This window comes from [Clostridium] scindens (assembly GCF_019597925.1).
GTDB lineage: Bacteria > Bacillota > Clostridia > Lachnospirales > Lachnospiraceae > Clostridium_AP.
The window spans coordinates 1702245-1728306 of record NZ_CP080442.1 but is presented as its reverse complement, the minus strand read 5'-3'; the positions used below and the strand labels follow the sequence as shown (position 1 = coordinate 1728306).

The window sequence follows — 26062 nt, the reverse complement described above, 5'->3', positions numbered from 1 at the left end:
AACATTATATTCGCTTTGGCCTGATTGTACAATAGAGTAACTTTTTCTCCCTTATTTCATATGATAACAGTAATAGAGTCTCTATGAGGTACTTATATGAATGTCGTAAATCCAACCCAGCCAGACACTCCTGATAAAGGGCGGCTGCAGATTAATATTACATCTGATGTCACCGCCAGTCCTGTGGCTGACGCTACCGTCTCTATCTCCTATACCGGAGTCCCTGACAGCCAGCTGGAACAGCTGACCACCGACTCTTCCGGACAGACAGAAACGATCGAGCTTGCTGCCCCGCCTTTGGATTACAGTCTGAACCCCGCGATCGAGGAACAGCCCTATTCTGAATATACGCTTCAGATAGAGGCTCCGGGATATGAGCCTGTCAGCATTGCCGGCGCCGAGATACTTCCTACGGTAACTGCCGTCCAGAACCTGACACTAAAGCCCATGGACTCGCCTCAGCCCTCTGAACGGATATTCGTCATACCTGCACATACATTATATGGAACTTACCCTCCTAAAATACCCGAAGACGAGATAAAGCCAGTAACCGAGACCGGCGAGATCGTCCTGAGCCGCGTCGTCGTACCGGAGTTTATCGTCGTCCATGACGGAAGCCCCAGGGATACCACTGCCAGCAACTACTATGTCAGATATAAGGATTATATTAAGAATGTGGCCTCCAGCGAGATCTATGCCACCTGGCCAACTAATACCATACGCGCAAATATCCTGGCGATTATGTCCTTCACCCTGAACCGGGTCTATACGGAATGGTATCGCAACCAGGGCTATGATTTCACCATAACCTCCTCCACCGCGTTTGACCACAAGTGGATTCCGGAGCGCAACATCTTCGACACCATATCCGTCATTGTAGACGAATTATTTGCGGACTATCTCTCCCGTCCCAATGTCCGTCAGCCAATCCTCACCCAGTACTGCGACGGCAGGCAGGTGCAGTGTCCCAACTGGATGACGCAGTGGGGCTCGAAGGCTCTGGGCGATCAGGGTTATTCTGCCATTGAAATCCTACGCTACTATTATGGGGACGATATGTACATCAATACGGCGGAAGCCATCTCCGGCATTCCATCGTCCTGGCCCGGCTATACGCTGGAAATCGGATCTTCCGGCAGCAAGGTGCGGCAGATGCAGGAACAGCTGAATGTAATCGCCGGCGCCTATCCCGCCCTTCCCAGAGTCGACGCCGATGGCATCTACGGGCCTGCGACTGCCGCTTCCGTGGAAAGGTTTCAATCTATATTTGGCCTGCCCCAGACCGGAACCGTGGATTACAGGACCTGGTACAAAATATCCGAAGTCTATGTGGGCGTATCCCGCATTGCCGAACTACAGTAAGCCATATAAAAGAAGCCGGATGCCGGAAAAGACAGAAAGTCTTGCCTCACTGTCTTTTCCGGCATCCGGCTTCTTATTGACTTCATCAGAAGAAGACTCTTCTGATATCATTGTACATGACAAACACCATCAGCACCATCAGGAGGGCGATCCCTACCAGATGCACATATCCTTCCTTCTCCGGAGGAATACGTTTGCGGCGCACGGCTTCTACAAACAGGAAGACAAGCCTTCCTCCGTCCAGAGCCGGCAATGGCAGAAGATTCATAACCCCCAGGTTGGCTGACAGAAGAATCGCGATATTCAGGAGCTGGACGCTCACCGCGAACCCTCCATAAGATTTGCTTGCCTTGTAGGTATCATCTACCACATCTACAATTCCTACCGGGCCCGAGAGCTGGTTGAGCCCGATCTTCCCGGTCAGAAGCATCTTCAGGCTTTCAAGCGTCGTACATATCCAGTACTTTACCTCATAGGCACCATATTGCAATGCGCTTAGAACCCCCGCTTTGGTATAGCCGCTGGAGGATATGCCGAACCGGTAATAGTTCAGTTCTTCATCCATCTTCGGCGTCAGGGTGGCTGTCTTTGTCTCTCCATCCTGGATAAATGTTATCTTCGTCTTCTCTCCTTGATGGAACTGGTTATAAGTATTGATCTCCCGGAATACGTTGATCTTCTTATCTCCCATTCTTACGATGGTATCCCCTTCTTTGATCCCCGCCTCCGCCGCGGGATATCCCTGCTCTACCTCGCCGATCACGGGTTTGTCGTATCCGATCATTCCGGTCAGTATAACAGCAAATACCAGGGCCAGTATGAAGTTAAAGATGGGTCCTGCCGCTATGACAGAGATCCTTGCCCAGACAGATTTATTGTTGAAGTTGTTCGGAGAGTCTGTCGCCTCCTCATCTTCTCCCATCGCGCAGAATCCCCCGATCGGCAGTAGCCTGACAGCGTATTTCGTCCCTTTGTATTCCCGGGAATACAGCAGCGGTCCCATGCCGATCGCGAATTCCTCAACGTCTATCCCATTCTTCTTCGCAAGTACAAAATGCCCCAGTTCGTGAAAAAACACGATGAAGCTAAAGATCAATATTGCTAATATAATACCCAAGTTGTAAACTACCTCCTGCTGTTGATTCTTTCATAAGTTGCCGCTTCCGTATCCAAAATCTGCTGAAGGGTCGGATTCTCTATGTTTTTATGGGCCTGCATACAGTCCTCGATGATTTCCATGATCTCCAGATATTTTATCTGACGGTTTAAAAACTGGCTGACTGCCAATTCATTTGCAGCATTAAATACCGTAGGCAGTGTTCCTCCGGCCCTTCCGGCCTCGTAGGCAAGAGCCAGCCCATAGAAGGTACGCATATCGGGCTTCTCGAATTCCAGCCTCCCAAGGTTATAAAAATCAAGCCGCTCGCCTGGAAGATAACGCCGCTGCGGATAGTAGAGCGCATACTGGATTGGAAGCTTCATATCCGGCGTCCCAAGTTCTGCCATGATCGCGCCATCTACATATTCAACCATAGAATGAATGATGCTCTGGGGCTGCACGATCACCTGTACCTGATCCACATCCACCTGAAAGAGCCACTTTGCCTCGATGACTTCCAGCCCTTTATTCACCATGGTAGAGGAATCTATGGTAATCTTCTGCCCCATGGACCAGTTGGGATGCTTCAAGGCATCCTCCACCTTGATATCCAGCAGTTCCTCTTCCGTCTTTCCTCTGAAAGGCCCTCCGGAAGCTGTCAGAAGAATCTTGTGTATGGCCTTGTGCTCATTTCCCTGCAAGGACTGGAAGATCGCGCTGTGCTCGCTGTCCACCGGAAGGATGGATACGTTCTTTTCGGCGGCCAGCGGCATGATAATATGTCCTGCCGTAACCAGCGTTTCCTTGTTGGCAAGCGCAATGTCTTTCCCCGCCTTGATCGCCTCAATGGTAGGCCGAATGCCTATCATCCCCACTATGGCTGTCACTAGTATCTCCGTATCCTTAAGGATTGATACTTCAATCAGTCCATCCATCCCGGATACGACCTTCGTATCCGTATCGGCAATACGCGTCCGCAGCTCTCTGGCTTTCTCCTCGGACCATACGGCCGCCAGTCTTGGATGGAATTGTCTGATCTGCTCCTCCAAAAGAGTGATGTTGCTTCCTGCCGCCAGCCCCAGGACTTCAATATCCCCATTTTCCCTGACCACCTCAAGCGTCTGGGTTCCTATGGAGCCGGTGGATCCTAATATGGCTATTCTTTTCATAAATTACCTCTCTTAGATATTATATGGCAATACTTTCTCTGTCAGTATCAAATATTTCCGGCAAGCAGCGCCGCCAGGTAATAGATGACAGGCGCCGTAAATATAACGCTGTCAAACCGGTCAAGGATTCCTCCGTGGCCAGGGATCAGCTTGCCATAATCTTTAATGTCGTGGTTGCGCTTAATTGCAGAAGCCGCCAGATCGCCCACTTGGGATATCATGCCTCCTGCGGCGCAGATGATCGCATAATGAAGCGGATTGGCCTGCGCGCCTCCCCATTGGTTCATAGCAAGCGCGAACAATACGCCCAAAAGAGCAGCGCCTGCCACCCCGCCGATTCCGCCTTCCACCGATTTCTTAGGGCTTAGTCTCGGCGCCATCTTGTGCTTGCCAATCAGCATTCCCACGCAGTAAGCACAGGTATCGCATCCCCAGGAACTCAAAAAGATCAGCCATACGACTACGCCTCCGTCAGCCAGCATCCTGGTCTGGTACACGAAGGAAAGCATGACTGCCACATAGAAGAATCCAAAGAACACCGTCATGACCTGCTCTGCCCGGTATGCGGGAAAGGTAAATACATAGACTGCCATCACCAGGATCAGGAACAGGATGGAGAGCATTGTCATATATTCCATATGCCCTGTAAGCAGCAGCCCATAATAAACGATTGCCGCCAAATAGCCTGCAGTTCCCAGCGCCTTCTTCTGCACTTCTACAACCTTGTATAACTCCGTAAGCCCGATCAGGCTGATGATTCCCAAAAAGGCAAACAGCAGATTGCCTCCATAGCCGACCGTAACGATCAGTACGATCACCAGTACGATGCCGCTTAACAGCCTTGTCTTAAACATCTTCTTTCTGTTCCTCCTTTACTCCTCCATACCGCCGGTCCCTGGCATTGTAATGCTCGATCGCCTTTGCCAGTTCTTCCTTCGTAAAGTCCGGCCACGGAACATCGGTAAAATAGAATTCCGTATATGCCAGCTGCCACAGCAGATAATTGGATAGCCTCAGTTCCCCGCTGGTGCGAATCAGCAGATCCGGGTCGGGTATATCATGGGTATCCAGATAACTTTCGAAAACCGCCTCATCAATCTGTGCCGGAGCAAGCCTTCCTTCCACGCAGTCTTCCGCCAGTCTTCTGACGGCCCTTAAAATCTCATCCCTGCTTCCATAGTTGATGGCTATCTGGAAATTAAGCCCGCCATTATCCTTCGTGGCCTCGGTAAGTTCCTGGATCCTGCTGCGGATATCCTCATCCAGACGGCTGATGTCCCCAAGCACCCGTACCTTCATATCATTTTTCGCTGCGGTCTTTAGGCAGGTCTTCATATAGTTTCTGAGAAGTTTCATAAGCGCGTCCACTTCATCCTGCGGACGGCTCCAGTTCTCCGTGGAAAACGCATATACCGTAAGATACTTTACTCCCATCCGGTATGCATCCTCGCAGATGCGCTCCACATTCTTGCTTCCCTGAGCGTGGCCGTAATTGCGGGGCATTCCCTTTGACTTGGCCCAGCGCCCATTTCCATCTAATATAATCGCAACATGCTGCGGTATATTCATTTGGCTGATCTCCTTCCATGAATGGGGGGACAGGCCCCAGTGTACTTTGGGCCTGTCCCCATCCTCATTAAACCGTCATTACTTCTTTGGATTTGGCCTCCACTGCCTCGTCTACTTTTTTGACGAACTTGTCCGTTACTTTCTGGAGTTCCTCTTCCATATCCTTGATCTCATCCTCGGACACTTCTGATCCTTTCAGCTTCTTCAACGCGTCGTTGCCGTCACGGCGGATATTGCGGATTGCCACTTTGGCGCCCTCGCCCTTCTTCTTAACATCCTTTACCAGTTCTTTTCTTCGTTCTTCCGTCAGTTCCGGGAACACGAGCCGGATGGCGGATCCATCGTTGGTCGGATTGATGCCCAGCTCGGAAGTCTGGATGGCCTTCTCGATTGCCTTTACCATCGATTTCTCCCATGGCTGGATAAGAATCATGCGCGGCTCCGGCACGGATACGTTGCCCACCTGCTGGATCGGAGTCGGAGTCCCGTAATAATCTACCATAATCTTATTCAGTACGTTGGGATTGGCGCGTCCCGCACGGATTGTTGCAAGGTCGCTTTCAAGGCTTGCCATCGTCTTCTTCATCTTGTCTTCATATACCTGTAGTCTCTCATTCATAATTACTTCTCCTCTCTTATTATGATACAGTTACTTTCGTTCCTGTAAAGGTTCCTGTCATCGTCTCCACAATACTGTTCTCTTCGTTCAGCCCGAATACAAGCATAGGCATCTTGTTCTCCAGGCACATGATGGATGCCGTAAGGTCAACCGCCATCAGTTTCTTATCTATGATCTCCTGGATCGATATCTCGTCATATTTCTTCGCCTGCGGATTTACCTTCGGATCGCTGTCATAGATCCCATCAATGGCTTTCGCAAGCAGCATCGCATCCGCCTCAATCTCGATGGCGCGGAGCACAGCTCCTGTATCGGTAGAAAAATAAGGATGCCCGGTCCCTCCTGCAAAAAAGATGACCTTTCCTTCATTTAAAGCCTCCACAGCCGCATCTTTCGAGAACAAGGTGGTAAACGCGCCACATACGAAAGGCGTAAATACCTCTGTCTTCATCCCCGCATAGCGGAAAATATCAGATACATAGATACAGTTCATGACTGTGGCAAGCATTCCGATCTGATCCGCCTTTACACGGTCAATGGTCTCGCTGGTACGCCCTCTCCAGAAGTTTCCTCCTCCTGTTACGATCGCTACCTGGATTCCATCATCCACCAGCTGCTTCACTTGTCTGGCGACTCCCATGCAGGTGGCCTCGTCAAATCCGGTCTTCTTCTCCCCCGCGAGAGCTTCTCCGCTGAGTTTTAATAGTACTCTTTTCATAAGTTTAAGCTCCTTACTTCTGTTATCTTTATGCCTTCGCATACTTACAGTAAAGTATAGCATAGGAATTTGAAAAAGGGAATATGCTACTTTAGCATTCCCTTTAATTTATACTGCTTCATTATCCGGGCATACATCCAGATCAGAAGCGTTCCAGCCAGGACCCAGGCAGCCGGGCTTGCCAGGCAGATGCCTGCATAGCTGCCAAAATGGGAGGCTGCAAGGGCCGCCCCGCTTCTCCCTATCAGTTCCGCAATGCCCGCTGTCATCGGAAGAAGGCCGTATCCCATCCCCTGTATCCCATTCCGATACAGGTTGACAACGGCCAGCGGGATAAAGGAGATGCCAACGCACTTCAGATAGATATCCACATATTCCATGATCCTGCCCACATTATGGGATACAAACAGGGCTGTCATATATTTCCCAAAGAAGAAGATCAGGATTCCTGTGGCCACAGCATAGACGGCACCCATCCAGGCAGCGCTTCGGAATCCCTTGCGTATACGGTCAATCCGGCCTGCTCCTACGTTCTGGGCACAATAGGTCGCCATGGCTGTCCCAAGGGCCACATAAGCCTGGGTAACCACCTGCTCGATCTTGCTGGCAGCCGAGAATCCGGCAACAGCTACCGATCCCAGCATATTCAGGGCAGACTGGACCACAATGGTTCCGATTGCCGTTATGGAGAACTGGAAAGCCATAGGAAATCCAATCTTCATCTGCCACTTTGCAAGATCCCAGTTCATCTTCCAGTCTTCTTTTCCAAGATGCAGTTCAGGAACCTTCCGTATAATGTAGAGCAGGCACAAAAGCCCGGATACGCCCTGGGATATGACGGTCGCATATGCCGCTCCGGCTGCGCCCATCCGGAACTTGATAATGAGCAAAAGGTCCAGCACGATGTTTAAAAGCGCTGCCAGGATCAAGAAATACAAAGGGCGCCGGCTGTCCCCAAGAGCCCTTAGGATGCTGGCCAGAAGGTTATATAATGTCTGGGCGGCAATTCCGCCGCAGATGACCATAATATACCCATATGCCTGGCCATACATATCCGCTGGCGTATGCATCCAGCGCAGGATGTCCTTCATCATCGCCATACTGAGAATGGTAAGAATCAGGGATACCGCCGCGGACAGAATCGCCCCCGATGCCACGGACTGGCGCATGGCCTGCAGGTTCCCCGCCCCATAGTGCTGCGCCGTTATCACCGTAAATCCGGCTGTAAGGCCAAGCAGGAATCCGATGATCAGGAACATCAGCGTCCCACATGCGCCCACGGCTGCCAGAGCCTCATTTCCTACGAATTTTCCTACGATCACCGTATCTGCCATGCTGTAGAGCTGCTGGAATATATTTCCGATAAAAATAGGAATCGTAAAATTCAGTATCATTTTTCCCGGCTTTCCCGCTGTCATTTCCTTGTTCATCTCTCTGCCTCCTGCCCGAACGTGTAAAAGACCCCGACAGTCATCAGGGTCTTTGCCATTTAAAACTTTTTCTATTATATAGAATGCAGGAATCAATTGCAATATCACTTCTGTCCAAAAATGTGCGAAAATCCGGCTGATCCCTCGGCACATTTATACCGGCTGCCGCTTTTTTCGCTTGTTCTTCTCTTCCCAGTGAATTCCATAACTTAGAATTTCCTTAAATTTGTCCAGGGAAACTGGCTTGGATATATGGCCGTTCATCCCAGCCTTCTGGCATTTCTTTACATCCTCCAAGAATGCATCCGCCGTCAGGGCGATAATCGGCAGTTCGTCAATCCCTTCCTTGCCGAGCCTTCGGATTCGTCTCGTCGCCTCATAGCCATCCATGTCCGGCATCTGTATATCCATAAATACCAGTTCATAATAAAACTCCGGATTCCTCTCGATCATCTCGACGGCCTGCTGTCCATTTACTGCCACTTCTACCTCGGCTCCCAGCATCTCCAGCATCTCCTTCGCGATCACCTGGTTCAACTCATTGTCATCTACCAGCAGGACCTTCATGCCCGCAAATGCTTCATCCGGCTCGATCTTTACCGAAGTCTGTGCCTTATGCTTCCCGCTGCTTTTTGTCAGGTAAAGGATCACGGTGAATCGGCTGCCTTTGCCAGGCTCGCTTGCCACCCGTATCTCCCCATTCATCATCTGGACCAGGTTCTGGACGATCGTAAGTCCAAGTCCTGTTCCAGGCTCCTTGCTGATCCTGCTGTCGGCGACTCTGCAGAAAGGCTCGAAGATACGTGCAATATCTTCCGGACATATTCCAATACCATCATCTTCCACCGTAAACTGGTAAGTCCCCACATCCCTCTGATCCTTCTTTAATTCCTCCAGGGACAGCCGGATGCTTCCGCCTTCTTTTGTATATTTGGACGCATTATCCAGCAGATTGACGAGTATCTGGCGGATTCTCTGCTGGTCTCCTACCACCGACATATGAATCCCATCTTCAATCTCCACGGACAACTGCTGCCGCCTTTTTCCCAGAACCGTCCTAAGCATGGCTGTCACGCTTTCAACCATATCTTCCAGTTCGAATTCCTGTTCCTGAGGCTCCGTCTTTCCGCTTTCAATCCGGCTTACATCCAGCACGTCGTTGATCAGTCCCAGCAGGTGCGAGCTGGATGCTTCAATGTTCTTAAGGTACCCTTCGATCTTCTCCGGCTCCGCAATGTGCGCCTTTGCAAGCGTCGTCATGCCCATGATCGCGTTCAGCGGGGTTCGGATATCATGGCTCATCTTAGAAAGGAAATCGCTTTTCGCCTCGCTTGCCGCTTTTGCCTTCTGCAAGGCTTCTTTCAGAAGTTTCTTTGCCGCCCGCTCTTTCTCCAGATATTCTTCCTGCTGCCTTCTTTCCTCATCAATATTCTTAGTCAGCGTAATTTCAAGGATATCATCCGTATAAGGACTTTCCACCCGGACTACTTGTACGGAATTCCAGTGATATTCCCCATCATCGCCTAACTGGCGGACCTCCATGACAATATGCCGCTCGCCTCTTTCAAACGCCTCCAGAATCGACGGCCTGGAGAATCTATCCAGAAACGGCTGCCTGTAATCCGGATCCATGGTAGAAGCGCCAACCTGCATCAAGTCGTCAAAATTTCCTGCCTCCGGCGCCTTTTTGGTCTTGAACCGGTCATACTCCATCATATAGTATGAATTCTTCGTCAGATTCGCTGCGATCAGCATCTCGTAGGCTTCCTTCGCGGCAGTGGCCAGCTGGCTCATCTCTACGTTTCGCTCCATCTCATGAAGGTATTCTTCATGGATGTCCGTAAATACCAGGACGCACCAGCAGTCTTCCTGTTTATCTTCAATGCGCGTGGCAGTGAATTCTACCATGTGGTAAGTTCCGTCATCTACCATGCGCCTTATTTTTTTGGATATCTGTCTCTTATTTTCTTCTGTGAATAGCCGCAGCATTGCCTCTCTTGAAAAAAAGGCATTGAAAAGTTCCAAGTCATCCGGGTGGATCGTCTTGCTGGCGTAGATACGATTCTCCCTTCCAAACTGTCCCTGCTTGGGAATATTCGTCCACTGCATATCGCTTTGGCAGTTTACATAATAGTCCTGAGACAAGTTTGCAATAATACATTCCTTAAAAACAGTAACCAGGCTCTTAGAGTACATGTTTTCAATCTCTTCTATCGCATGAGTCTCTTCAAAGTTTAATTTATGGGGCGTAATCGTGATCACATAAGCGGGTATTCCATCCCACACCGTCTTATTGGCAATGATGTCCACCACCCTGCCAAAAGGCGTGTTATAATGGATGACATGGCTATAATCCTGATCTCCCATACTCAGCAAAGGACAATCCTCGCAGTTTTCATGCCATAACTCGCTACAGCATGCTCCGACTTTTACATCCGGGCTAGCCTCTTTCACGCGCTGGTTAAAATACAGCAATCTATGAGTTTCCTGTTCGATAATATAAATATACAGTTCTGACAATGAGTCCAGAACCGTAGCAAGATTCTCTTTTTTCATCTTTTGCCTCTTTTCCGCCTGGCCAGCAATTATTAGTTCCATTATATCGGATTTGGCCTTAAAACTCAATAAACTAAGAAACATGTTGTGCAACTGAAAAACAAAGGATATAATGAAATAAAAGAATTCTTCTTATTATAAGGAGCAGTCATGAATCCCCATAACTACATCAGCCGTTTTCAAAAATCTATTTATGCCCAGTCTATACGGCGCGGGCTGACGCTTGCAATCCCATTTCTTATTATGGGTTCCTTTGCCCTGCTCTTTCTTAACTTTCCAAGCGATACATACCAGCGTTATCTGGAAGCATGGATGAATGGCGCTTTGACCGATATTTTAACTACGGTATACTCCATCAGCCTTGGCTCTCTTGCCCTGGTGCTTATTATAACCATCAGCCTGTCCTATGGCCTCCTTGCCGAGACGGACACGTTCATGCTGTACCCTCTGGTCGCTATAAGTTCTTATCTGGCCTTCTGCGGCGGCATAATGGATCAGCCGGACTATATCTTTGACGCAGAATGGGTGTTTACCGCTATGTGCATCACTCTGCTCTCCTGCATACTGTTTCAGTATTCCCTGCGTATCGGAAGCCGTTTTGAAAGGCTGCATACGACTGGCGCGGAGTACCTGTTCAACATTTCCATACAGAGCCTTTTTCCTGTGATCGCCGTTATCGTATTCTTCGCGGTGATTGGCTACCTTCTACGCCTTTGGGGCGGCGGAAATAATATCGTAAACTTTGGCTCCTATCTGTTCCTGAGACTTTTCGACGGAATCAGCGGTAATATTTTCGGCATCCTGCTCTATGTGATCCTTACCCATGCCCTCTGGTTTCTTGGCATTCATGGAACCAATACGCTGGAAGCTGTATCTCGCAGCCTATTCGAGCACAACATAGATATTAATCAGGCGCTTGTAAATTCTGGCAAGATTCCCACGGAAATATTCTCAAAGACATTTTTGGATACTTTTGTATTCCTGGGCGGCTGCGGCTGCGCATTGAGTTTCGTCATCGCGCTGTGCCTTGCTTCCAAAAAAAGCCACAACCGCAAGATTGCCTATGTGGCATTGCCTTCCGCTTTATTTAATATCAGCGAGATCGCTGTATTTGGATTTCCTATTATTTTTAATTTTACTATGCTCGTTCCATTTATCCTGGCTCCGGTCGTACTGACTTTAATCAGCACGTTTGCCACTTGGACAGGACTTGTGCCAGTGGTCACCCAGTCGGTGGACTGGACCGTCCCCATCATTGTCAGCGGTTATAAAGCTACCGGCTCCGTTGCGGGCAGCCTTTTGCAGATTTTCAACATCTTTGTCGGCGTGCTGATCTACATGCCTTTTATCCGGCGTGGGGAGTTAAAAGAGACCAGCCTGTTTAAGGAGGCCATCTGGCAGATGGAAAGGGATATGGCAGCTGGAGAAAAGAATGGGCATATCCCGCGCTTTTTAAACCGGGAATCTTCCACCAGCCATTACGCCAAGACCCTTGCCATGGATCTGCATAACGCCATGCGGCGCGGGCAGATACAGTTATTCTACCAGCCTCAGATTACCGCGCAGGATACGCTGCATGGGGCTGAAGCGCTGATGCGCTGGAAGCATCCGTTTGCCGGCTATATTGCTCCTCCCCTGGCGATCGCCCTGGCATATGAAGATGGCTTCCTCAATGAACTCAGCTACTATCTTCTGAACAGGGCCTGTAAGGATGCGCAGTTGATGGATTCGTACTTAAAAGACGACATCCATCTGTCCGTCAACGTCTCTCCAAAGGAGATGCTGGATAGCGAATACTTTGACAGGGTAACGGATATCCTGAATCAATATGAGCTGCGGCATATCCATCTGAATCTTGAGATCACCGAGCGGGCTGCAATGGAAATGTCCGACGCCCTGGATAAGGGGATGGAGCGCCTGAAAAACCTGGGAATCGAATTCAGCCTGGATGATTTCGGGATGGGCCATAATTCCATCCTCCAGCTCCAGGAAAATACCTACTGCGAGGTAAAACTGGACGGCAGCCTGGTCACCCAGCTGCCCGGCAATGAGCGTTCCAAGGATATTATCTCCAGCATCCTTCGCATGTCCAATAGCCTGAACTGCCGTACGGTAGCAGAATTTGTAGAGACGAAAGAGCAGCGGGATATGCTCCTTTCGCTAGGCTGTACGATTTATCAGGGGTATTATTACAGCCGTCCAATTGAATTAGGCGCATTTCTTGATTATCTCAAATAATAAGAAACAGGCAGAACGCTTTCATGTGGCAGCGCTGCCTGTTTCTTACTATTTGCTATTTATCATATCCAGGATGACCTCCGCGATCTTTGACGCGTCTGCATTTTCCTCAGGACAGCTGCAGACATATTTGGGATACTCGCTATTTTTAAACCCTTCTAATAATACTATATCCGCGTCAGGGAAGGCCTTTATCAACTCTTTCACGCTGATCTTTTCTTTGGCATCCCTTTCAATCCTCCATCTGTGGCCTGAGAATATGGCCGTACCCAAGGCTCCTGCCTTTCTATGCCGATACGTATCCGTACCTGGCACATCCGGCTCAAAGTCATGGGCATCATGCTTAATAGTCGCCACTTTATATCCATATCCCGTGAGAATAGGGATCAGATTTTCGATCAGTGTCGTTTTCCCGGAATTCTTATATCCGCTTATCGCAAATATCAGCTGCCTATCGTCTTTTACAGAATCCTCACGCATACTTCCTCACCTCTCTTAAGTCCCGGACTTCCTGCCGGGATGTCGATTATACAGTTACAGTCTTTTAAGGTGCTTAAGACCCCCGAGGAAGCAAGGCCTTTTGAAAGCCGGACCTCCTCTCCCGTTAATACTGCCCGCAGGAATCTTCGCATCTTGCTGGGTTTTGGAAAATCTTCTGACATTACAGCACTTTCTTCCTTCGCCAGAAACCCTGCATCTCCCGTTAGATAAGACAAGGCCGGACGGACCAGAAGTTCCATCCCTGCCCCTGCCCCAAAAGGGTTTCCTGACAGACACAGCACGCAGGTGCTGTCATACATGAACGCCATAGCCGGAGAGCCCGGCTTAAAGCGGATCCTCCAGAACAGTTTCCGGCAGCCCAGATTCTCTGCCACATCATGCATGATGTCTTTCTTTCCCACCGATACTCCGCCGGACGTAATAATAAGATCATGGCTTCCTGCCAGTTCCCTGATGCAGGCTGCGACCTGGGCCGGAGCATCCGGCACCTTTCTGACCGTCAGCTGCGTGATTCCTAATTCTTTAAGCCGCCCGGCAAGAAGGAATTGGTTGGATGTATAGATCTGGCCTGCCTCCAGATCCTCTCCCGGCATCCGAAGTTCGTCTCCGGTGGCTATGATCGCGATCCTCGGCTCGCGAAACACGGCTACGCTGTCGTATCCCATGCTGGCAGCAAGGGCGGTACTAGCCGCATCCATCCGCTCGCCCTTATGCACCAGGCAGGCGCCGGCCTTGTAATCCTCTCCCTGGAAGCAATAGTTATCATATGGATTTACCGGTTTAAAGATATGTACCTTTTCTTCTCCATAATCCGTATCTTCCTGGCGGATCACTGCATCTGCCCCTTCCGGAATAGGGGCTCCGGTCATGATCCGCACTGCTTCTTTCGGCCCTATCCTTCGTAGCGAATAGCTTCCGGCAAAAATCTCGTCTACAACATTCAGTTCTGCCGGATTCTCAGGCGACGCGCCTTTAACGTCCTCTCCCCGCAGCGCATATCCATCCAGAGGAGATCTTGCAAAAGGCGGCTGATCGATGGGGGAATACAAGTCCTGCGCCGTCCGACGTCCAACTGCCTCTATCAATCCAGCCATCTGGGTGTCCGTGATCCTTGTAATGTGCTGTTCTAATATCTTTAGAGCCTCCTCCAGGGAGATATTGATCTTCGCGCCGGTAAGAAGGCTATAATCCTCCTCAGAATTAATGTTGGCAATCTTCCAGCCATGATCCTCCACAGGGACCTTCTCGTAAGGAATCCGTAACGACTCCCACACCTTCCTTATCCGGTAATCCTTCGCTTCTTCCATCTGCTTTAATGCCGGCCACATTTCCTTCGTATAGATTCCCGGAAATGATAAGTTTCTTCCTTTCTCGCATGGAATTACCGGTCGCCCCGTCTTTCTATATTGCTCTGCCATCCACAAAGCCATGTCGCCTGGAAACGGAATCATGTCGCAGGGCACTACCAGCAAGGCATCCTCGCCGCATTTTTCCAGGCCGCTTAAGATTCCGCCCAAGGGACCCATGTCTGCATATTGGTCAATGACCAGATCTGCATCCAATGCCTCATAAGGGGCTGCCTGTTCCACCGACAGGTAGACATTCTTGAAAGCAGGCATGCGTTCCCTGATGTGAGCATAGAATGTCTGATTCTGGTAGGTAAGCAAGGCTTTTTTCCTGCCTGCCATCCTTCGGTTATCGCCGCCTGCCAATATATATCCTGCAATCTCTTTCTCCATGATACGATCCTTCTTCTTTATTACTGCCATTGTATGGCCTTTACATGGCACGCTCTTACGCATGCAGGCTCTCTGCCTTCCTTAAGCCGATCGATGCATCCGTCGCATTTTTCCATCTTGCCATCCGCATCGAAGCGAATGGCGTCATTTGGGCAGACTTCCTGGCACTTCCGGCACTTCCGGCATTTATCCTGATCCGTCAGTATCAGCCCATACTGCTCATCTTTATATATCGCTCCAAACGGACAGGCTTCCAAGCATTTCCCGCAGTGGCTGCATCCATCGCAGACGTTTTTCTGCATCTTTGCATCCTCAGACAGCGTCTTTTTGATGCTGCGAAAACTATATGCATTCTCTGCCTCGGGAGGGTTATGTTCGGCTATACATGCCACGTAGCAGGCATAGCACCCAATACATAGATCTTCATTAAACTTTATCATACTGGCACTCTTCCTCCTTCACCGCCTCTATCCTGCAAAAATAGCCTTTGAATCCCGGAAATCCTGATATTGGATCCAGATAATCCTTTCCGATCAGCTCATTGGCGTCTCCCTTGGAACTTCCGTGATAGATGTAGGCAATGCCCGGCTGCCCGGCTATATCGTAGGCTGCAATTCCCTTCGCCTCCCCAGCCGGAGTAATCAGCCTTACCGGACTGCCATCCGCTATGCCATAGCGTTTGCCATCTTCCGGATGGATCTCTACCAGCGGCTCCTTCTCAATGCCTGCCAGCCATGGCATACGGTATAGCCTGGCATGGAAAAGCTGCGGCTTCCGGCTGCCCGTATTCAGGATAAGTGGATAGTCCTCCCGGTCAATGCTGCTTTCTATGCGGTAGTCATGGTAAACCGGCAAGCCGTCATAGCCATGGCTTGCCTTGTATTTCTCAAGCACCAGGGATTTTAACTCTACTTTTCCAGAGGGGGTGTAAAAAGGCTGTGTCTCATAAGTCTTTTCTGCCGGAGGAATCAGATTCTTCCCTTGCATGCCCTCCGGATGGCTTTTTAATTCTTCCAGTGTAATCCCCGCAGGCTTAAGGATATGCTCCATGTAAGAATCATATCCTTGTAAAAGCACTTCGTCCTTAAGGCCCATCTTCTTCATTACTCCCATAATAATCTCAATATCGTTCTTTGATTCGCCCAGCGGCTGGATCGCCTGGTTGGAGAAGAAGAATCTTCCGCCTCTTAGGACATGCACCTCTTCCCTCTCATAGGAAGTGCATGCCGGAAGTACCAGATCCGCCATCTTGCTTGACTCGGACATGAATAATTCCACATTTACATAGAAGTCCAGCTTCCCAAGCGCTTCATTCAGCCTCTGCGGCTGCGGCCACATGCGGTGGTTCAGTCCCATGGCAAATACAGCCTTAATCGGGTAAGGGTCTTCCTCAAGTATGTAGTCTGCCAGCCTGGTGCACTGCGCCTCGTCGCAGGACAGGTCAAACCAGGCCGGAAATTCCTTCTGTCCGATGGCTTCTTCCTGATCATAGCGCCGGACTTTCCCAAACTCATTTACCGGGCAGGAAGGGGCGGGACGCTGCCGATTGCCCCCTTTCACATCATAGTTTCCGGTAATGGCGATCAATGAGAATACGGCCCGGTAATTCTGTACTCCATTCAAATGATGGACCACCGGAGATGCCGAGAACATGATTCCGGCCGGGCCTTCGCCTGCATAGGTTCTGGCCGCCAGACGTATCATGTCTTTGGGAACTCCTGTAATCTTCTCCGCCTTCTCCGGCGTAAAATCCTGTACATAGGCTTTATATTCATCAAATCCGTAGACATACTGCTCTACAAACTCCTTGTCATACAAATCTTCCTCTATAATCACCTGCGCCATAGACAGAGCCAGCGCCCCATCCGTGCCAGGGATCAGCTGCAGATGAATATCAGCGTCATGGGCAGTCACCGTATGCCTCGGATCCACATCGATTATCTTGACGCCCCTCTTTTTCAGGCTTTTATACATGCCGCTCATGGGCGTATTGGAATGATAAAGGTTGGAACTCCATAGCATCAGCGTCTTGACATTGGGCATATCCGGCCCGCAGATTCCATTGCCATATATGGAGCGCCAGGCAAGCGCCGCAGCCTGGAAGCAGGTGCTGGACTCGGTACAGAAGTTCGGCGACCCGTAGGCATTGGCCATCCGCAGCAGCGCCGGACGGAACCACTTGGGATAGCCTGCATAGAAAACGGTAGATCTGGCTCCATAAGACTCGCGGATTCGAAGCAGGTTCTCTGCGATCATCTCATAGGCTTCATCCCAGGAGATCCGCTCAAATTTCCCCTCTCCTTTTTCCCCTGCCCGTCTCATAGGGTAGAGGATTCTTTCTTTGTTATAGACATACTGGAGCGCTGCCGCCCCTTTCGCGCACAGGCCTCCTGACTGGGCCGGCGTATTTCTGGCGCCTTCCACGCCTACCAGTTTTCCGCCTTCTACATAGGCGTCTACTTCGCAGCACGGGCCGCAGGTGGAGCAGGTTGTTTTTACGATCCTTGTCTTGCTCATTTTCTTACACATCCTTCCGACTGGTATCTGCCAATCTCGCGGTTGATCCTGTTTCTTAACGTAATCAGGTACATCTCTGATTTGGGATAGGTGCAAAAAGTAAGGGGTTCAAATAGTTCTCCTTCGATCAGTTCCATCACATGCGCCTTGCTGGTCAGGGATTCTAGTAGTTCAAGCGCCCTCAGATCCGCCATTGCCTCATCCTGCACCATCATTCGGATGGACTCCTCCGGATGCCCATCCGCCCCCGGGTACACCAGGAATGGATCTCCCGCCGGAAACGCATTTCCTGCATCCGTCACTTCATAGGGATTGATGTGCTCGATGGAAAATTGGCTGTTATAGAAGTTGTATCCCCAGTGCAGGATTCCAACAATATCGTACTTATACAATTGCACCCCATAGATACGGTTTCTTGCAGATGGCATGGACATGAACCGGTTGCTTACTTCATAGTACTGTCCGGTGCAATAGTAGGTCCACATGTCCGTAAGCCCATGCTCCAGGAATTCCTCAATCTCATTATTGCCGGGTATGGGCTTTTCAACCAGGCCGTGACGGTAGAATTCATAACTCGACAATGCGTCAAACGTCTGGAATCCATCCAGCAGATTTCCCAGAGATTCCCTGGCAGCCCGGTAGGTATTAAGATCTTCTTCCCTTGGCTCGTCTGAGATGTGGAAATATGTGACGTCCGCGATCTCCCATTCCCGTAACTTCTCAATCAACTGCGGAAGGAAGCATTGGAGGAATCTGGTATACTCTCCCACCGCAGGCGTATGCCACCCGAATATCTTCTCTTCCTTCCCGTCGCGCATTGCCACGACTTTTGGCGCGTACTTTGCTCCCCACTGGGAGAACAGATGGGACATCTCAAAATACTTGATCCTGCATTTCTTGCACAGATCCACCCATCGCTTAAGCTTATCAAAGCCAAACAGGTATTCCCCGTCCTTTACTTCCACGTCGATCAGCTGAGTCGTGGTTCTTTCCAGTCCTATCGCCGTATCCAGAGGAGAGGTGAAAAGCGGCGTAAGCATCATATTACAGCCTCTTTTCACATACTGGCGGAAATAATTCTCAAGGATCTCCCAGTGTTCTTCCAAAAATACGTCAACCTGGTAATAATCTGCCAGGCAATCCGCATGCATCCATTCGGTATGTATGATCTTCTGCTGTGGCAGGCTGGCGCCGATGATGGTAATCTTCATGACGCAGGAGCATACTGCATGGCCCTCTTTTTGCAGGCTGACTTCGATTGCGTACTCTCCGGGCGCAATCTCTTCTGTTACCTCCACGTCAATCCACAGGCTTCGCCATTGGTTGGAGCACACGATTGCTTTTTTGTCCTTTAAGTCCCTTAATAGATCCGGATACAGTCCCGAGGTTGTCCTTAGATAATTGTCATCCACAATTCCATTGGTGGCCCGTCCCACCGGAACCTGCTCCACGCTCCTTACCCTGATCCATTTCTCCAGCGGTGATGTAATCTTCACGTCCAGGCGTTCCCGCATAAAAAAATCCCCGGTATACGCGGCCTGAAAGGATACCGTCTCTCCCCACAGCGCGCTTAGAAGCAGGCATTCCGGCCTGTATACGGGCGTCTCATCCGGAAATACCTTCACAAGCGAGCTTAGCAGCTTCATTTCATAATGTATCTCTGTATTTTTCTTCATTCTGATTTCCCTCTCATTTACTATTCGCACGTGCTTTATTTTATGCCGCTCATGGTCATTCCCTTGATAAATTGTCTTTGGAACAGGACGAATATAAGAATCATCGGCATCATGATCATGGCAGCCGCGGCCATGGTCGCCGCCAGATCCACCGAACGCTGGCTGTCAAACATCACCAGGCCAAGCGGAAGCGTCATCTTATCAATATCGTTGAGCATCAGGAGCGGATTCAGATAATCATTCCAGTTTGCCATGGCAGTAAAGATTCCGATCGAGCCGATCGCCGGCTTGATATTCGGCAGGATCACGCTCCAATAGATTCTAAGCGGCCCTGCTCCGTCCATCTTAGCCGCCTCGCACAGGCTGTCCGGCACATCCGTGATAAACTGCCTGGCCAGATAGATGGCAAACGCGCTTACAAGCCCGGGCACGATCAGCGCCCATCTTGTGTTGAACAGATGCATCTTCTGGATCATCAGGTATCTTGGTATCATCGTCACCTGGGGCGGAACCATCATAGTCGCCAGCATCAGAAGAAACAGGGATCTTTTAAACTTAAACTCGTATTTTGCAAACACATATCCAATCAATGTGCTGGTAAGGATTACGGCAAAGGTAATTACAACTGTTATTACGATGCTGTTGACAAGCCAGTCTCCAATCGGCGCCTTTTCAAAAGCGCTGCGGTACCCTTCCACCGTCCACTCTGCCGGAAAGAATTTCGCCTTATTCTTATGGATGTCCGCATTGCTTTTAAAGGAAGTCACCAGCATCCATGCCATGGGGTACATCATGATCACAGAAAACACGCCCATAAATGCGATAATCAGGTAATGATACCTTTTATATACGTTCTTGCTTCTCTTCATCATTCATAACTCCAATCTGATCGCATCATCTTATTCTGTACCAGGGCGACTACGAATACGATCAGGAATAACGCGGTTGCGATTGCAGAGGCGTATCCCATATCAAAACTTAGGAAACTGGTCTTAAAGATATAGTTCGTAAGCACCATCGCAGAATTGTCAATCCCGCCCTTGGCTGCAAATATGCGAAACTGTGCAAACATCTGGAAATAGTTGGCCATCGTCATAATAGCCACAAACGCAAACGTACGTCCCATCAGAGGCAGCTTGATGGAGATAAATCTGCGGATTGGGCCTGCGCCGTCTATGGCAGCCGCCTCATCGAACTCCTTTGGCACGTTCTCGATCCCTGCCGTAAATAGCACCACGTTATATCCGATATCCGCCCACAGCGTATAAACGATAATGATGATCATAAGCGGTAGCGTAGTCAGAAACCAGTTCTTGGGGCTTCTTCCGAAGAATGCCAGAATTTGATTGATCATCCCCCCATCCGTGCCTACGATTCCATACTTCCATACCATAGAGGTTCCTACCATAGGCGCGATACATGGGATAAATAGGATCGTCCGAAAAAGAGTCTTTAATCCTTTGGATGGCAGCACAGAGATGATTTTCGCAAGAAACAGCGTGATCACTATATTTCCAGCTACGGCAATCACACAGAAAAAGACGGTGTTTCGCACCGCTTTCCAGAACGTCTCATCCTGGATCAGCCTTTTATAGTTGTCTATTCCCAGAAACAGATTGTGCGTGCTGGCAGGATTATAGTCGTAGAACGATATCCCCAGGCCGTATGCCACCGGAAAGACTGCAAAGATAAGCATAAAAACGAATCCGGGAATCAGTACTGCAGCTACAAAACGATTATTTTTCATTGGTTCATTTCCTTCCGTCATATGAAAGGGGCAGAGAATCCCCCCAAAGAATTCCCTGCCTCTTATCTATTCATCCATCGAATAGCCTATCTGGCATTCCTCTGTTATCTTCTCAGACGCTTCCTTTAACGCTCCTTCGATATCCGGATTGTCTGACTGGCAAAGCCCGATAAACATCTGGTCGAAGATCTCACGCATATCGGAGGTATTATAAGGTCCCATCCACTGTCCGCTAGGAAGAATATCCAGCAGGAACGCGATATTCGGCATTGCCTCCTTATACTCTTCGCTGTCCAGCAAGGATTTTCTCGGCGGAAGCTGGTTGCATGCGATATTGTGCTGTACCAGATTCTCCGGCTCGCTGAAGAACTTGACAAATTCCCAGGCAGCGTCTTTGTTCTTTCCGTTATCCGGAACCATGATTCCCCATCCCGTCTCGGATGCAAATGCCATCTTCTCGCCATACTGCGGAACCGGCACATATTCGAAGTCTTCTCCATATGTCAGATCATAGGAATCTGTTCCCTCGCCGATTGCCCAGGAGCCGACAGAAGACATGTAGCCCTTATCCTGATAGACGTCGTTGTAGCAATATTCTCCGGCAGTCAGGTTGTCCAGATCGCATTCGCCGTCCTTCACCATGCTCAGGATCTCTTCCATTGCCTTGATGCCTTCCGGCGTGGCAAAATTAATGGAATCATCTTCTTGCAGATACTGGCCTCCCTGCTGAAGGATCATTGCAAGATAGTTGCAGATCAGCGCATCCGTATCAATCATCTCGAAGCCCTTCATCTCTACGACCTCGCCGTTTTGCCTGGATACTTCCTTGGACACCTTGCGAAGGTCTTCCCAGGTCTTAGGATATGAGATTCCCGCATCGTCAAATAGCTTCTTATTAACGATCATACCGCCATATTCCAGATTGAATTCCATCGGAACGCCATAATACTTGCCTTCCTTCTGATAGATTCCAACCGTCGGCGCCAGATAGTCTTCTTTTAATTCCTTGGAAAGATCCTCCGGCACTTCGGACAGGGCGTCTGACTGGATGAATGAAGGCGCCAGGCCTCCCCATACCGCTATGATATCAGGGCCGGACGTGCTGGAAGTCAATGCTGTCTGAATCTTGTCATTGTAGACTTCGAAGGGGTACTCCTGCACCTCTACTTTGTAATCCGGATTTGCTTTCTCGAACTTCTTGCCCATCTCTTTGTAAGCCTTTACCCAAGGGGCATTGTCATGGCACCAGAATGTAAGCACCGTCTTGCCATCCCCGTCTGAGGCATCTTTTTTGTCATTCTTTGATCCGCATCCGGCGGCAAGAGAGCCAACCATAGCGGCACATAATAATACACTTAACAGTTTCTTTTTCATAAGATCTTCCTCTCCTATATATTCTTTTGTCTATAAGACATTATATATGACACCGCAAAGGCACACAAATTGATAATCTATATATTCCTATAGGGAACATCTATAACACCAATTCCAATCCCTACATCGTTTCCCTTCATCAGATACTGTTTTGCCGCTCTTCTAAGGGAGGTATCTTCCGGATATCTCTCCTTATCTTCCAGCACCTCCCCAAATATCCTCTGCTCCGCCTGGGGATAATCGTAGTGTACCTTGACGACTTCGAACCTCTCCTGAAATCTTATGATATTGCTGTCCGGAGGCAGCATTTCCTTAAGATGAGGCGACAGCAGCCAGGAATCACAGATATATGCCTCATATTCTCCTTCAAAGAATCGTACGGACCATGCAAAGGATTCTTTGCATTCCTCATAATTCAAGGGAGTTCCCGCAGGGATATGCACATTCAAGACATGCGTTCCTGCCGGTATGGTTCTATTCTTTCCTTGTAAGGGCTTATTTATGACAATCGGTTCAAACTGGAGCCTTCCCAGCCGAAAGAGCTGCATTTTCACGGACTGGCCCAGCCACCAAAGTTCTTCCAGCCCATACACGCCGTGCTTCCGATAGCATTCCTTGCACCAGATGGTAATATCATAGAAGGTCTGGTCATAAACGCACTCTTTTATTCCCTTCTCGCGATATCTGTCATGTACTTCGGCCGCAAGGCGGATATAGAATCCCAACGCCCACGCGTGCTTGCCCGGCAGCTGATTCCAACGCGCAAGGAATTCCTCCATGTCTTCATAGAACAACGTCCTCCACGCTTCAAGCGCAACCTGCGTCAGGTCCATATGCCGTACGGTTTTTCTTGCCTCTTCCGGAAGGCTGATCCTCTGCATTACTTCTTCTATACCTATCATCTTGTCTGACTTTGTTCTCCTCTTAATCTATTCGATCTATTTCATTCCTTAAGATTTTATTCTTTATCATGTTATCATAACCATCTGGCTATTCCTAATTGATTTCCTCAATATACATATAGTCAAAATCTATAAATGAAAAATCCGCCGGCAATTATGCCAGCGGACTTCTTTTATCTCCATATTTATAGATTGTCAGGCTTTCCCTTCCTCAATTCGCTTTCCACAGCAGTTTCCCATGAACAAAAGCCACGTCCAGCCGTCCAGTATCCTTAAGCCAGGAAAGATAAGAACGCACCGTGCTTCCGATTAGTACATACTGCTCAAAATTCATTGACAAGGAGAAATCATTGAAAAGCCGCTGCAATATATCCTCGAAGCACAGCGCCTCCTTGCAGACACCCAGAATCTTCTCTGCAATCTCGTGCACTTTGTCAATATTTGCCTGGGCCAGGGGCGCGATATCCTCCGTCGCTTCCGCGTGGGCCGGAACAAACATGGCGGCCTTCATCTCTTTTACCCTGTCAAGGGTATCAAGGTATGCCCCGACATCATAGAGGAAGCTGATCTGGTACTTTTCCAGAGTCTCCCTGCTGGACAGGCAGTCTGCAAGATATACCACGTCATCCTTGGTTCGAAATCCCATCATGTCAAAAAAATGTCCGGGAAGAGGAATCGCTGTCATTCCATCCGGAAGCGTATCCGGCGTAAGATATTCGGCCTTGCACTCCTGCGCCATGAGAAACTTATGCCTTAAATCCTTAGGAGGAAACCCGCCATATAAAAAGGCGGGCTCAAGCACCGTATGATTGGTAAATCCACATTCAATCCCAGGCGCAAATATCCGGCAGCCGCTCTGGCCTTGCAGGTATTTATTCCCTCCGATATGATCGGCGTTGGAATGGGTATTGTAGATTGCGGCCAGAGTCCAGTGATTCCTTTCCAGAATCTGGCGCACCTTCCTGCCTGCATCCTTGTCATTTCCGCTGTCAATCAGACATACAGCCGTCTCATTCAATCGGAAAACGCCAATCTTCGCTGGACTTTGAATATAGTAGCTGTCTCCCTTTGCTTGTACCAGTTCATACATTGTTCTTATCCTCCACCTCCACAATTCCACCGTCCTTGACCGCAATAGCCATATCATCCTTCACATATTGAAGAAACTCTTCGCCCAGGCAGTCGATCACCGGCATCTTCACATCCGATAGCCACACATCCGCAAGAATCGTCCCCGCCGCGGCCAGAGAATCAATGGGCTCGGAGAACAGCATGCAGGCAGGCTGCCGTTTCATAGAGCAGGCACAGTACAGCACCAGCCCGCCAGTCGTGGAACCGATCGTCCTCGGCAGGCAAAGCGCTCTTCCCGCCATCTGCTTGCCATATAGGTCCGCATTATTCTGGTCTCCGCAGGTGGCTTTCTTATCGCCAAACTGCAGCGCCTTTTGAAAAGAGGCCAATGTATTCAGGCCCTCATGGGATACTAAGGCTTTTGCGGTAATACTTCCCGGCGTAACGACTCTTCCCTGAAAACGCTTCATGATGCGCTCCCTCCCTTCGTAATCTGTTCCAGAATCTCCTCATCCGTATAATACCTGGCACTTGTATAAGTCCGAAGCTTATTGCTTGACGTAATGACAGGCATGCTGGCACTGAGCGGGTTATTCATATACATCAGCGGGCAGATATAGGAGATAACTACCCCTGCCTTTCTAAGCCTGGAGGCGTAAGGCGTCTCCTCAAACTTCTTAAGGACTGCCGGCGCAGCAGTAAAGACGGTGGGAATGGCCACCCGTTCCTTCCCGGCTTCCTTTAGTCCCTGCTCGATCTTCTCCGTCCATTGCGTCAATTGATCCAGGCTCATATGAGGACAGCCCATAAAGCATAGTTTTGGCCTGGCATCCTTCTTCTTCCAGATCACCGGATAACTGTCATACACCCGCTTCAATTCCGCATCGTCAATGATATATACGTTTGGCTCTTCCACAAGAAGTTCCCGCCCCTGCTGTATGGCCTCCGGCGTAATTCCTTCCACGTGATACAGCCCTACCGCGCCGTTGGACGCCGTGGCCGCTCCAAAATCCTTCAGGTAGGCCTTGGTCCCTTCATCCAATGTTCCAAGCCACCTATCCAGGCCTACGATATAGGGCACATCTTCCATCACTTTCATGCCGATGGCAGAGCCAAGGAGCTGGGCCTCCGGCTTTTTGGCGGTCCTGATCTCAACAATCCATCTGGCTTTGCGCCCATCATCGGTCAGAAGTCCGAAATGGGGCACGTAGCCCACGACGGAGCCCATCAGATCGATAATCCCGGAATTTCTGTTGCATCTGGCTCCCAGCACGGAATTCGCGTATACTACCGCGGAAGATTCTGACCAGGAAAGAATGTCTCCCTGCTTAGGCGTATTTCCCACTTCGTCCATATAGCAGGTACAGGTAAACGCATCTTTCTCAACCAGGCCTAATTTCTCCAGTTGGCCTTCATAGTACTCCTGCTTGCTGTACATAAAATGGTTGAATACGATATTCTGCAGAAAAGAACTAGGCACATTCTTATCCATCGGCCTTGGATCCGCAGTAAATTTCTGTGAAGACGCGCACCCGGCATGGATCAACTTCTCCATCAAGTCATAGACTGGTCCCAGCGCTTTCAGCCCGAAAGAAGTTACCAGGTGATTATACTGGCTGGTAATCGGCACCATCCCGTCCGCCCCGAACAATTCGCCGTAGCGGACCAGGGTTTCCATCACCTTGGCCATCACCTCGCCCTGACTGCCGTTGAGGATCGCTTCCTGCTCTTTTGACAGTTTCATTCTATCATTCATCATCGTTCTCCGCCCCCTA

22 protein-coding genes are annotated in these 26062 nt (G+C 49.6%); 2 read left to right on the top strand and 20 right to left on the bottom strand.

The features are described from left to right. The first annotated feature begins 96 nt into the window (after positions 1-96). A complete protein-coding gene (locus tag K0036_RS08340) occupies positions 97-1362 on the top strand; it encodes a peptidoglycan-binding protein (RefSeq protein WP_025643750.1) in 1266 nt (421 codons plus the stop codon). 85 nt (positions 1363-1447) lie between these two features. Here K0036_RS08340 and rseP read toward each other — a convergent pair whose 3' ends face one another. The 8 genes from rseP to K0036_RS08300 all read right to left on the bottom strand — a co-directional run bounded on the left by rseP (position 1448) and on the right by K0036_RS08300 (position 10522). Beyond that, positions 1448-2479: an RIP metalloprotease RseP gene (rseP, locus tag K0036_RS08335; protein WP_025643752.1), complete on the bottom strand. Its 1032-nt coding sequence runs from the start codon at positions 2477-2479 to the stop codon at positions 1448-1450. 8 nt (positions 2480-2487) lie between these two features. After that, positions 2488-3630 (bottom strand): 1-deoxy-D-xylulose-5-phosphate reductoisomerase, encoded by a 1143-nt coding sequence (locus tag K0036_RS08330; RefSeq protein ID WP_173693204.1) that lies wholly within the window; start codon positions 3628-3630, stop codon positions 2488-2490. Positions 3631-3677: 47 nt separating this feature from the next. After that, the gene (locus K0036_RS08325) at positions 3678-4484 is read right to left on the bottom strand and encodes a phosphatidate cytidylyltransferase (RefSeq protein WP_025643756.1); all 807 of its coding nucleotides are present in this window, start codon (positions 4482-4484) and stop codon (positions 3678-3680) included. Next, positions 4477-5208, bottom strand: coding sequence for an isoprenyl transferase (locus K0036_RS08320; RefSeq protein ID WP_259283438.1), 732 nt, complete (start codon positions 5206-5208; stop codon positions 4477-4479). Before K0036_RS08320 ends, K0036_RS08325 begins: the two co-directional genes overlap by 8 nt. Before the next feature lie 58 nt (positions 5209-5266). Beyond that, a complete protein-coding gene (frr, locus tag K0036_RS08315; RefSeq protein WP_004607195.1) occupies positions 5267-5818 on the bottom strand; it encodes a ribosome recycling factor in 552 nt (183 codons plus the stop codon). 19 nt (positions 5819-5837) lie between these two features. Next, positions 5838-6536, bottom strand: a complete 699-nt coding sequence (pyrH, locus tag K0036_RS08310; RefSeq protein ID WP_025643760.1) for a UMP kinase — start codon at positions 6534-6536, stop codon at positions 5838-5840. 86 nt (positions 6537-6622) lie between these two features. Further along, a complete protein-coding gene (locus K0036_RS08305; RefSeq protein WP_025643767.1) occupies positions 6623-7966 on the bottom strand; it encodes an MATE family efflux transporter in 1344 nt (447 codons plus the stop codon). Positions 7967-8119: 153 nt separating this feature from the next. Continuing rightward, complete coding sequence (locus tag K0036_RS08300) at positions 8120-10522, bottom strand: hybrid sensor histidine kinase/response regulator (protein ID WP_220431138.1); 2403 nt, start codon at positions 10520-10522, stop codon at positions 8120-8122. A gap of 150 nt (positions 10523-10672) precedes the next feature. Here K0036_RS08300 and K0036_RS08295 point away from each other — a divergent pair, with 150 nt between their 5' ends. Then, on the top strand, positions 10673-12760 hold the full coding sequence (locus K0036_RS08295) for an EAL domain-containing protein (RefSeq protein WP_220431137.1): 2088 nt from the start codon (positions 10673-10675) through the stop codon (positions 12758-12760). Between the two features lie 48 nt (positions 12761-12808). On the opposite strand, the gene mobB is transcribed toward K0036_RS08295, so the two are convergent. The 12 genes from mobB to K0036_RS08235 all read right to left on the bottom strand — a co-directional run bounded on the left by mobB (position 12809) and on the right by K0036_RS08235 (position 26046). Then, entirely contained in the window at positions 12809-13240 is a 432-nt protein-coding gene (gene mobB, locus K0036_RS08290) for a molybdopterin-guanine dinucleotide biosynthesis protein B (protein WP_220431136.1), read from the bottom strand. Then, complete coding sequence (gene glp / locus K0036_RS08285) at positions 13222-15000, bottom strand: gephyrin-like molybdotransferase Glp (RefSeq protein ID WP_259283417.1); 1779 nt, start codon at positions 14998-15000, stop codon at positions 13222-13224. Before glp ends, mobB begins: the two co-directional genes overlap by 19 nt. 20 nt (positions 15001-15020) lie before the next feature. Next, positions 15021-15440 (bottom strand): 4Fe-4S dicluster domain-containing protein, encoded by a 420-nt coding sequence (locus K0036_RS08280; RefSeq protein WP_220431134.1) that lies wholly within the window; start codon positions 15438-15440, stop codon positions 15021-15023. Next, positions 15427-17517: a molybdopterin-containing oxidoreductase family protein gene (locus tag K0036_RS08275; RefSeq protein WP_220431133.1), complete on the bottom strand. Its 2091-nt coding sequence runs from the start codon at positions 17515-17517 to the stop codon at positions 15427-15429. Before K0036_RS08275 ends, K0036_RS08280 begins: the two co-directional genes overlap by 14 nt. After that, positions 17514-19193: a DUF4091 domain-containing protein gene (locus tag K0036_RS08270; RefSeq protein ID WP_220431132.1), complete on the bottom strand. Its 1680-nt coding sequence runs from the start codon at positions 19191-19193 to the stop codon at positions 17514-17516. Before K0036_RS08270 ends, K0036_RS08275 begins: the two co-directional genes overlap by 4 nt. A gap of 35 nt (positions 19194-19228) precedes the next feature. Beyond that, on the bottom strand, positions 19229-20065 hold the full coding sequence (locus tag K0036_RS08265; RefSeq protein ID WP_173693195.1) for a carbohydrate ABC transporter permease: 837 nt from the start codon (positions 20063-20065) through the stop codon (positions 19229-19231). Continuing rightward, positions 20062-20940 (bottom strand): carbohydrate ABC transporter permease, encoded by an 879-nt coding sequence (locus K0036_RS08260; protein ID WP_173693194.1) that lies wholly within the window; start codon positions 20938-20940, stop codon positions 20062-20064. Before K0036_RS08260 ends, K0036_RS08265 begins: the two co-directional genes overlap by 4 nt. A 66-nt stretch (positions 20941-21006) precedes the next feature. Next, positions 21007-22314, bottom strand: coding sequence for an ABC transporter substrate-binding protein (locus K0036_RS08255; protein ID WP_025643775.1), 1308 nt, complete (start codon positions 22312-22314; stop codon positions 21007-21009). Positions 22315-22391: 77 nt separating this feature from the next. After that, positions 22392-23216, bottom strand: a complete 825-nt coding sequence (locus K0036_RS08250) for an acyltransferase domain-containing protein (RefSeq protein WP_220431131.1) — start codon at positions 23214-23216, stop codon at positions 22392-22394. Positions 23217-23427: 211 nt separating this feature from the next. Continuing rightward, the gene (locus K0036_RS08245) at positions 23428-24306 is read right to left on the bottom strand and encodes an MBL fold metallo-hydrolase (protein WP_220431130.1); all 879 of its coding nucleotides are present in this window, start codon (positions 24304-24306) and stop codon (positions 23428-23430) included. Further along, positions 24299-24757 (bottom strand): aconitase X swivel domain-containing protein, encoded by a 459-nt coding sequence (locus K0036_RS08240; protein ID WP_173693191.1) that lies wholly within the window; start codon positions 24755-24757, stop codon positions 24299-24301. The genes K0036_RS08245 and K0036_RS08240 overlap by 8 nt, the downstream gene beginning before the upstream one ends. Further along, complete coding sequence (locus K0036_RS08235) at positions 24754-26046, bottom strand: aconitase X (RefSeq protein WP_330627279.1); 1293 nt, start codon at positions 26044-26046, stop codon at positions 24754-24756. Before K0036_RS08235 ends, K0036_RS08240 begins: the two co-directional genes overlap by 4 nt. Positions 26047-26062 lie beyond the last annotated feature (16 nt).

Excerpts from the sequence above, each read along its gene's own strand:
- K0036_RS08340 (WP_025643750.1), top strand. The coding sequence starts at position 97 with ATGAATGTCGTAAATCCAACCCAGCCAGACACTCCTGATAAAGGGCGG.
- K0036_RS08330 (WP_173693204.1), bottom strand. The coding sequence starts at position 3,630 with ATGAAAAGAATAGCCATATTAGGATCCACCGGCTCCATAGGAACCCAG.
- K0036_RS08325 (WP_025643756.1), bottom strand. The coding sequence starts at position 4,484 with ATGTTTAAGACAAGGCTGTTAAGCGGCATCGTACTGGTGATCGTACTG.
- frr (WP_004607195.1), bottom strand. The coding sequence starts at position 5,818 with ATGAATGAGAGACTACAGGTATATGAAGACAAGATGAAGAAGACGATG.
- pyrH (WP_025643760.1), bottom strand. The coding sequence starts at position 6,536 with ATGAAAAGAGTACTATTAAAACTCAGCGGAGAAGCTCTCGCGGGGGAG.
- K0036_RS08305 (WP_025643767.1), bottom strand. The coding sequence starts at position 7,966 with ATGAACAAGGAAATGACAGCGGGAAAGCCGGGAAAAATGATACTGAAT.
- K0036_RS08300 (WP_220431138.1), bottom strand. The coding sequence starts at position 10,522 with ATGAAAAAAGAGAATCTTGCTACGGTTCTGGACTCATTGTCAGAACTG.
- K0036_RS08295 (WP_220431137.1), top strand. The coding sequence starts at position 10,673 with ATGAATCCCCATAACTACATCAGCCGTTTTCAAAAATCTATTTATGCC.
- mobB (WP_220431136.1), bottom strand. The coding sequence starts at position 13,240 with ATGCGTGAGGATTCTGTAAAAGACGATAGGCAGCTGATATTTGCGATA.
- glp (WP_259283417.1), bottom strand. The coding sequence starts at position 15,000 with ATGGAGAAAGAGATTGCAGGATATATATTGGCAGGCGGCGATAACCGA.
- K0036_RS08280 (WP_220431134.1), bottom strand. The coding sequence starts at position 15,440 with ATGATAAAGTTTAATGAAGATCTATGTATTGGGTGCTATGCCTGCTAC.
- K0036_RS08275 (WP_220431133.1), bottom strand. The coding sequence starts at position 17,517 with ATGAGCAAGACAAGGATCGTAAAAACAACCTGCTCCACCTGCGGCCCG.
- K0036_RS08270 (WP_220431132.1), bottom strand. The coding sequence starts at position 19,193 with ATGAAGAAAAATACAGAGATACATTATGAAATGAAGCTGCTAAGCTCG.
- K0036_RS08265 (WP_173693195.1), bottom strand. The coding sequence starts at position 20,065 with ATGATGAAGAGAAGCAAGAACGTATATAAAAGGTATCATTACCTGATT.
- K0036_RS08260 (WP_173693194.1), bottom strand. The coding sequence starts at position 20,940 with ATGAAAAATAATCGTTTTGTAGCTGCAGTACTGATTCCCGGATTCGTT.
- K0036_RS08255 (WP_025643775.1), bottom strand. The coding sequence starts at position 22,314 with ATGAAAAAGAAACTGTTAAGTGTATTATTATGTGCCGCTATGGTTGGC.
- K0036_RS08250 (WP_220431131.1), bottom strand. The coding sequence starts at position 23,216 with ATGATAGGTATAGAAGAAGTAATGCAGAGGATCAGCCTTCCGGAAGAG.
- K0036_RS08245 (WP_220431130.1), bottom strand. The coding sequence starts at position 24,306 with ATGTATGAACTGGTACAAGCAAAGGGAGACAGCTACTATATTCAAAGT.
- K0036_RS08240 (WP_173693191.1), bottom strand. The coding sequence starts at position 24,757 with ATGAAGCGTTTTCAGGGAAGAGTCGTTACGCCGGGAAGTATTACCGCA.
- K0036_RS08235 (WP_330627279.1), bottom strand. The coding sequence starts at position 26,046 with ATGATGAATGATAGAATGAAACTGTCAAAAGAGCAGGAAGCGATCCTC.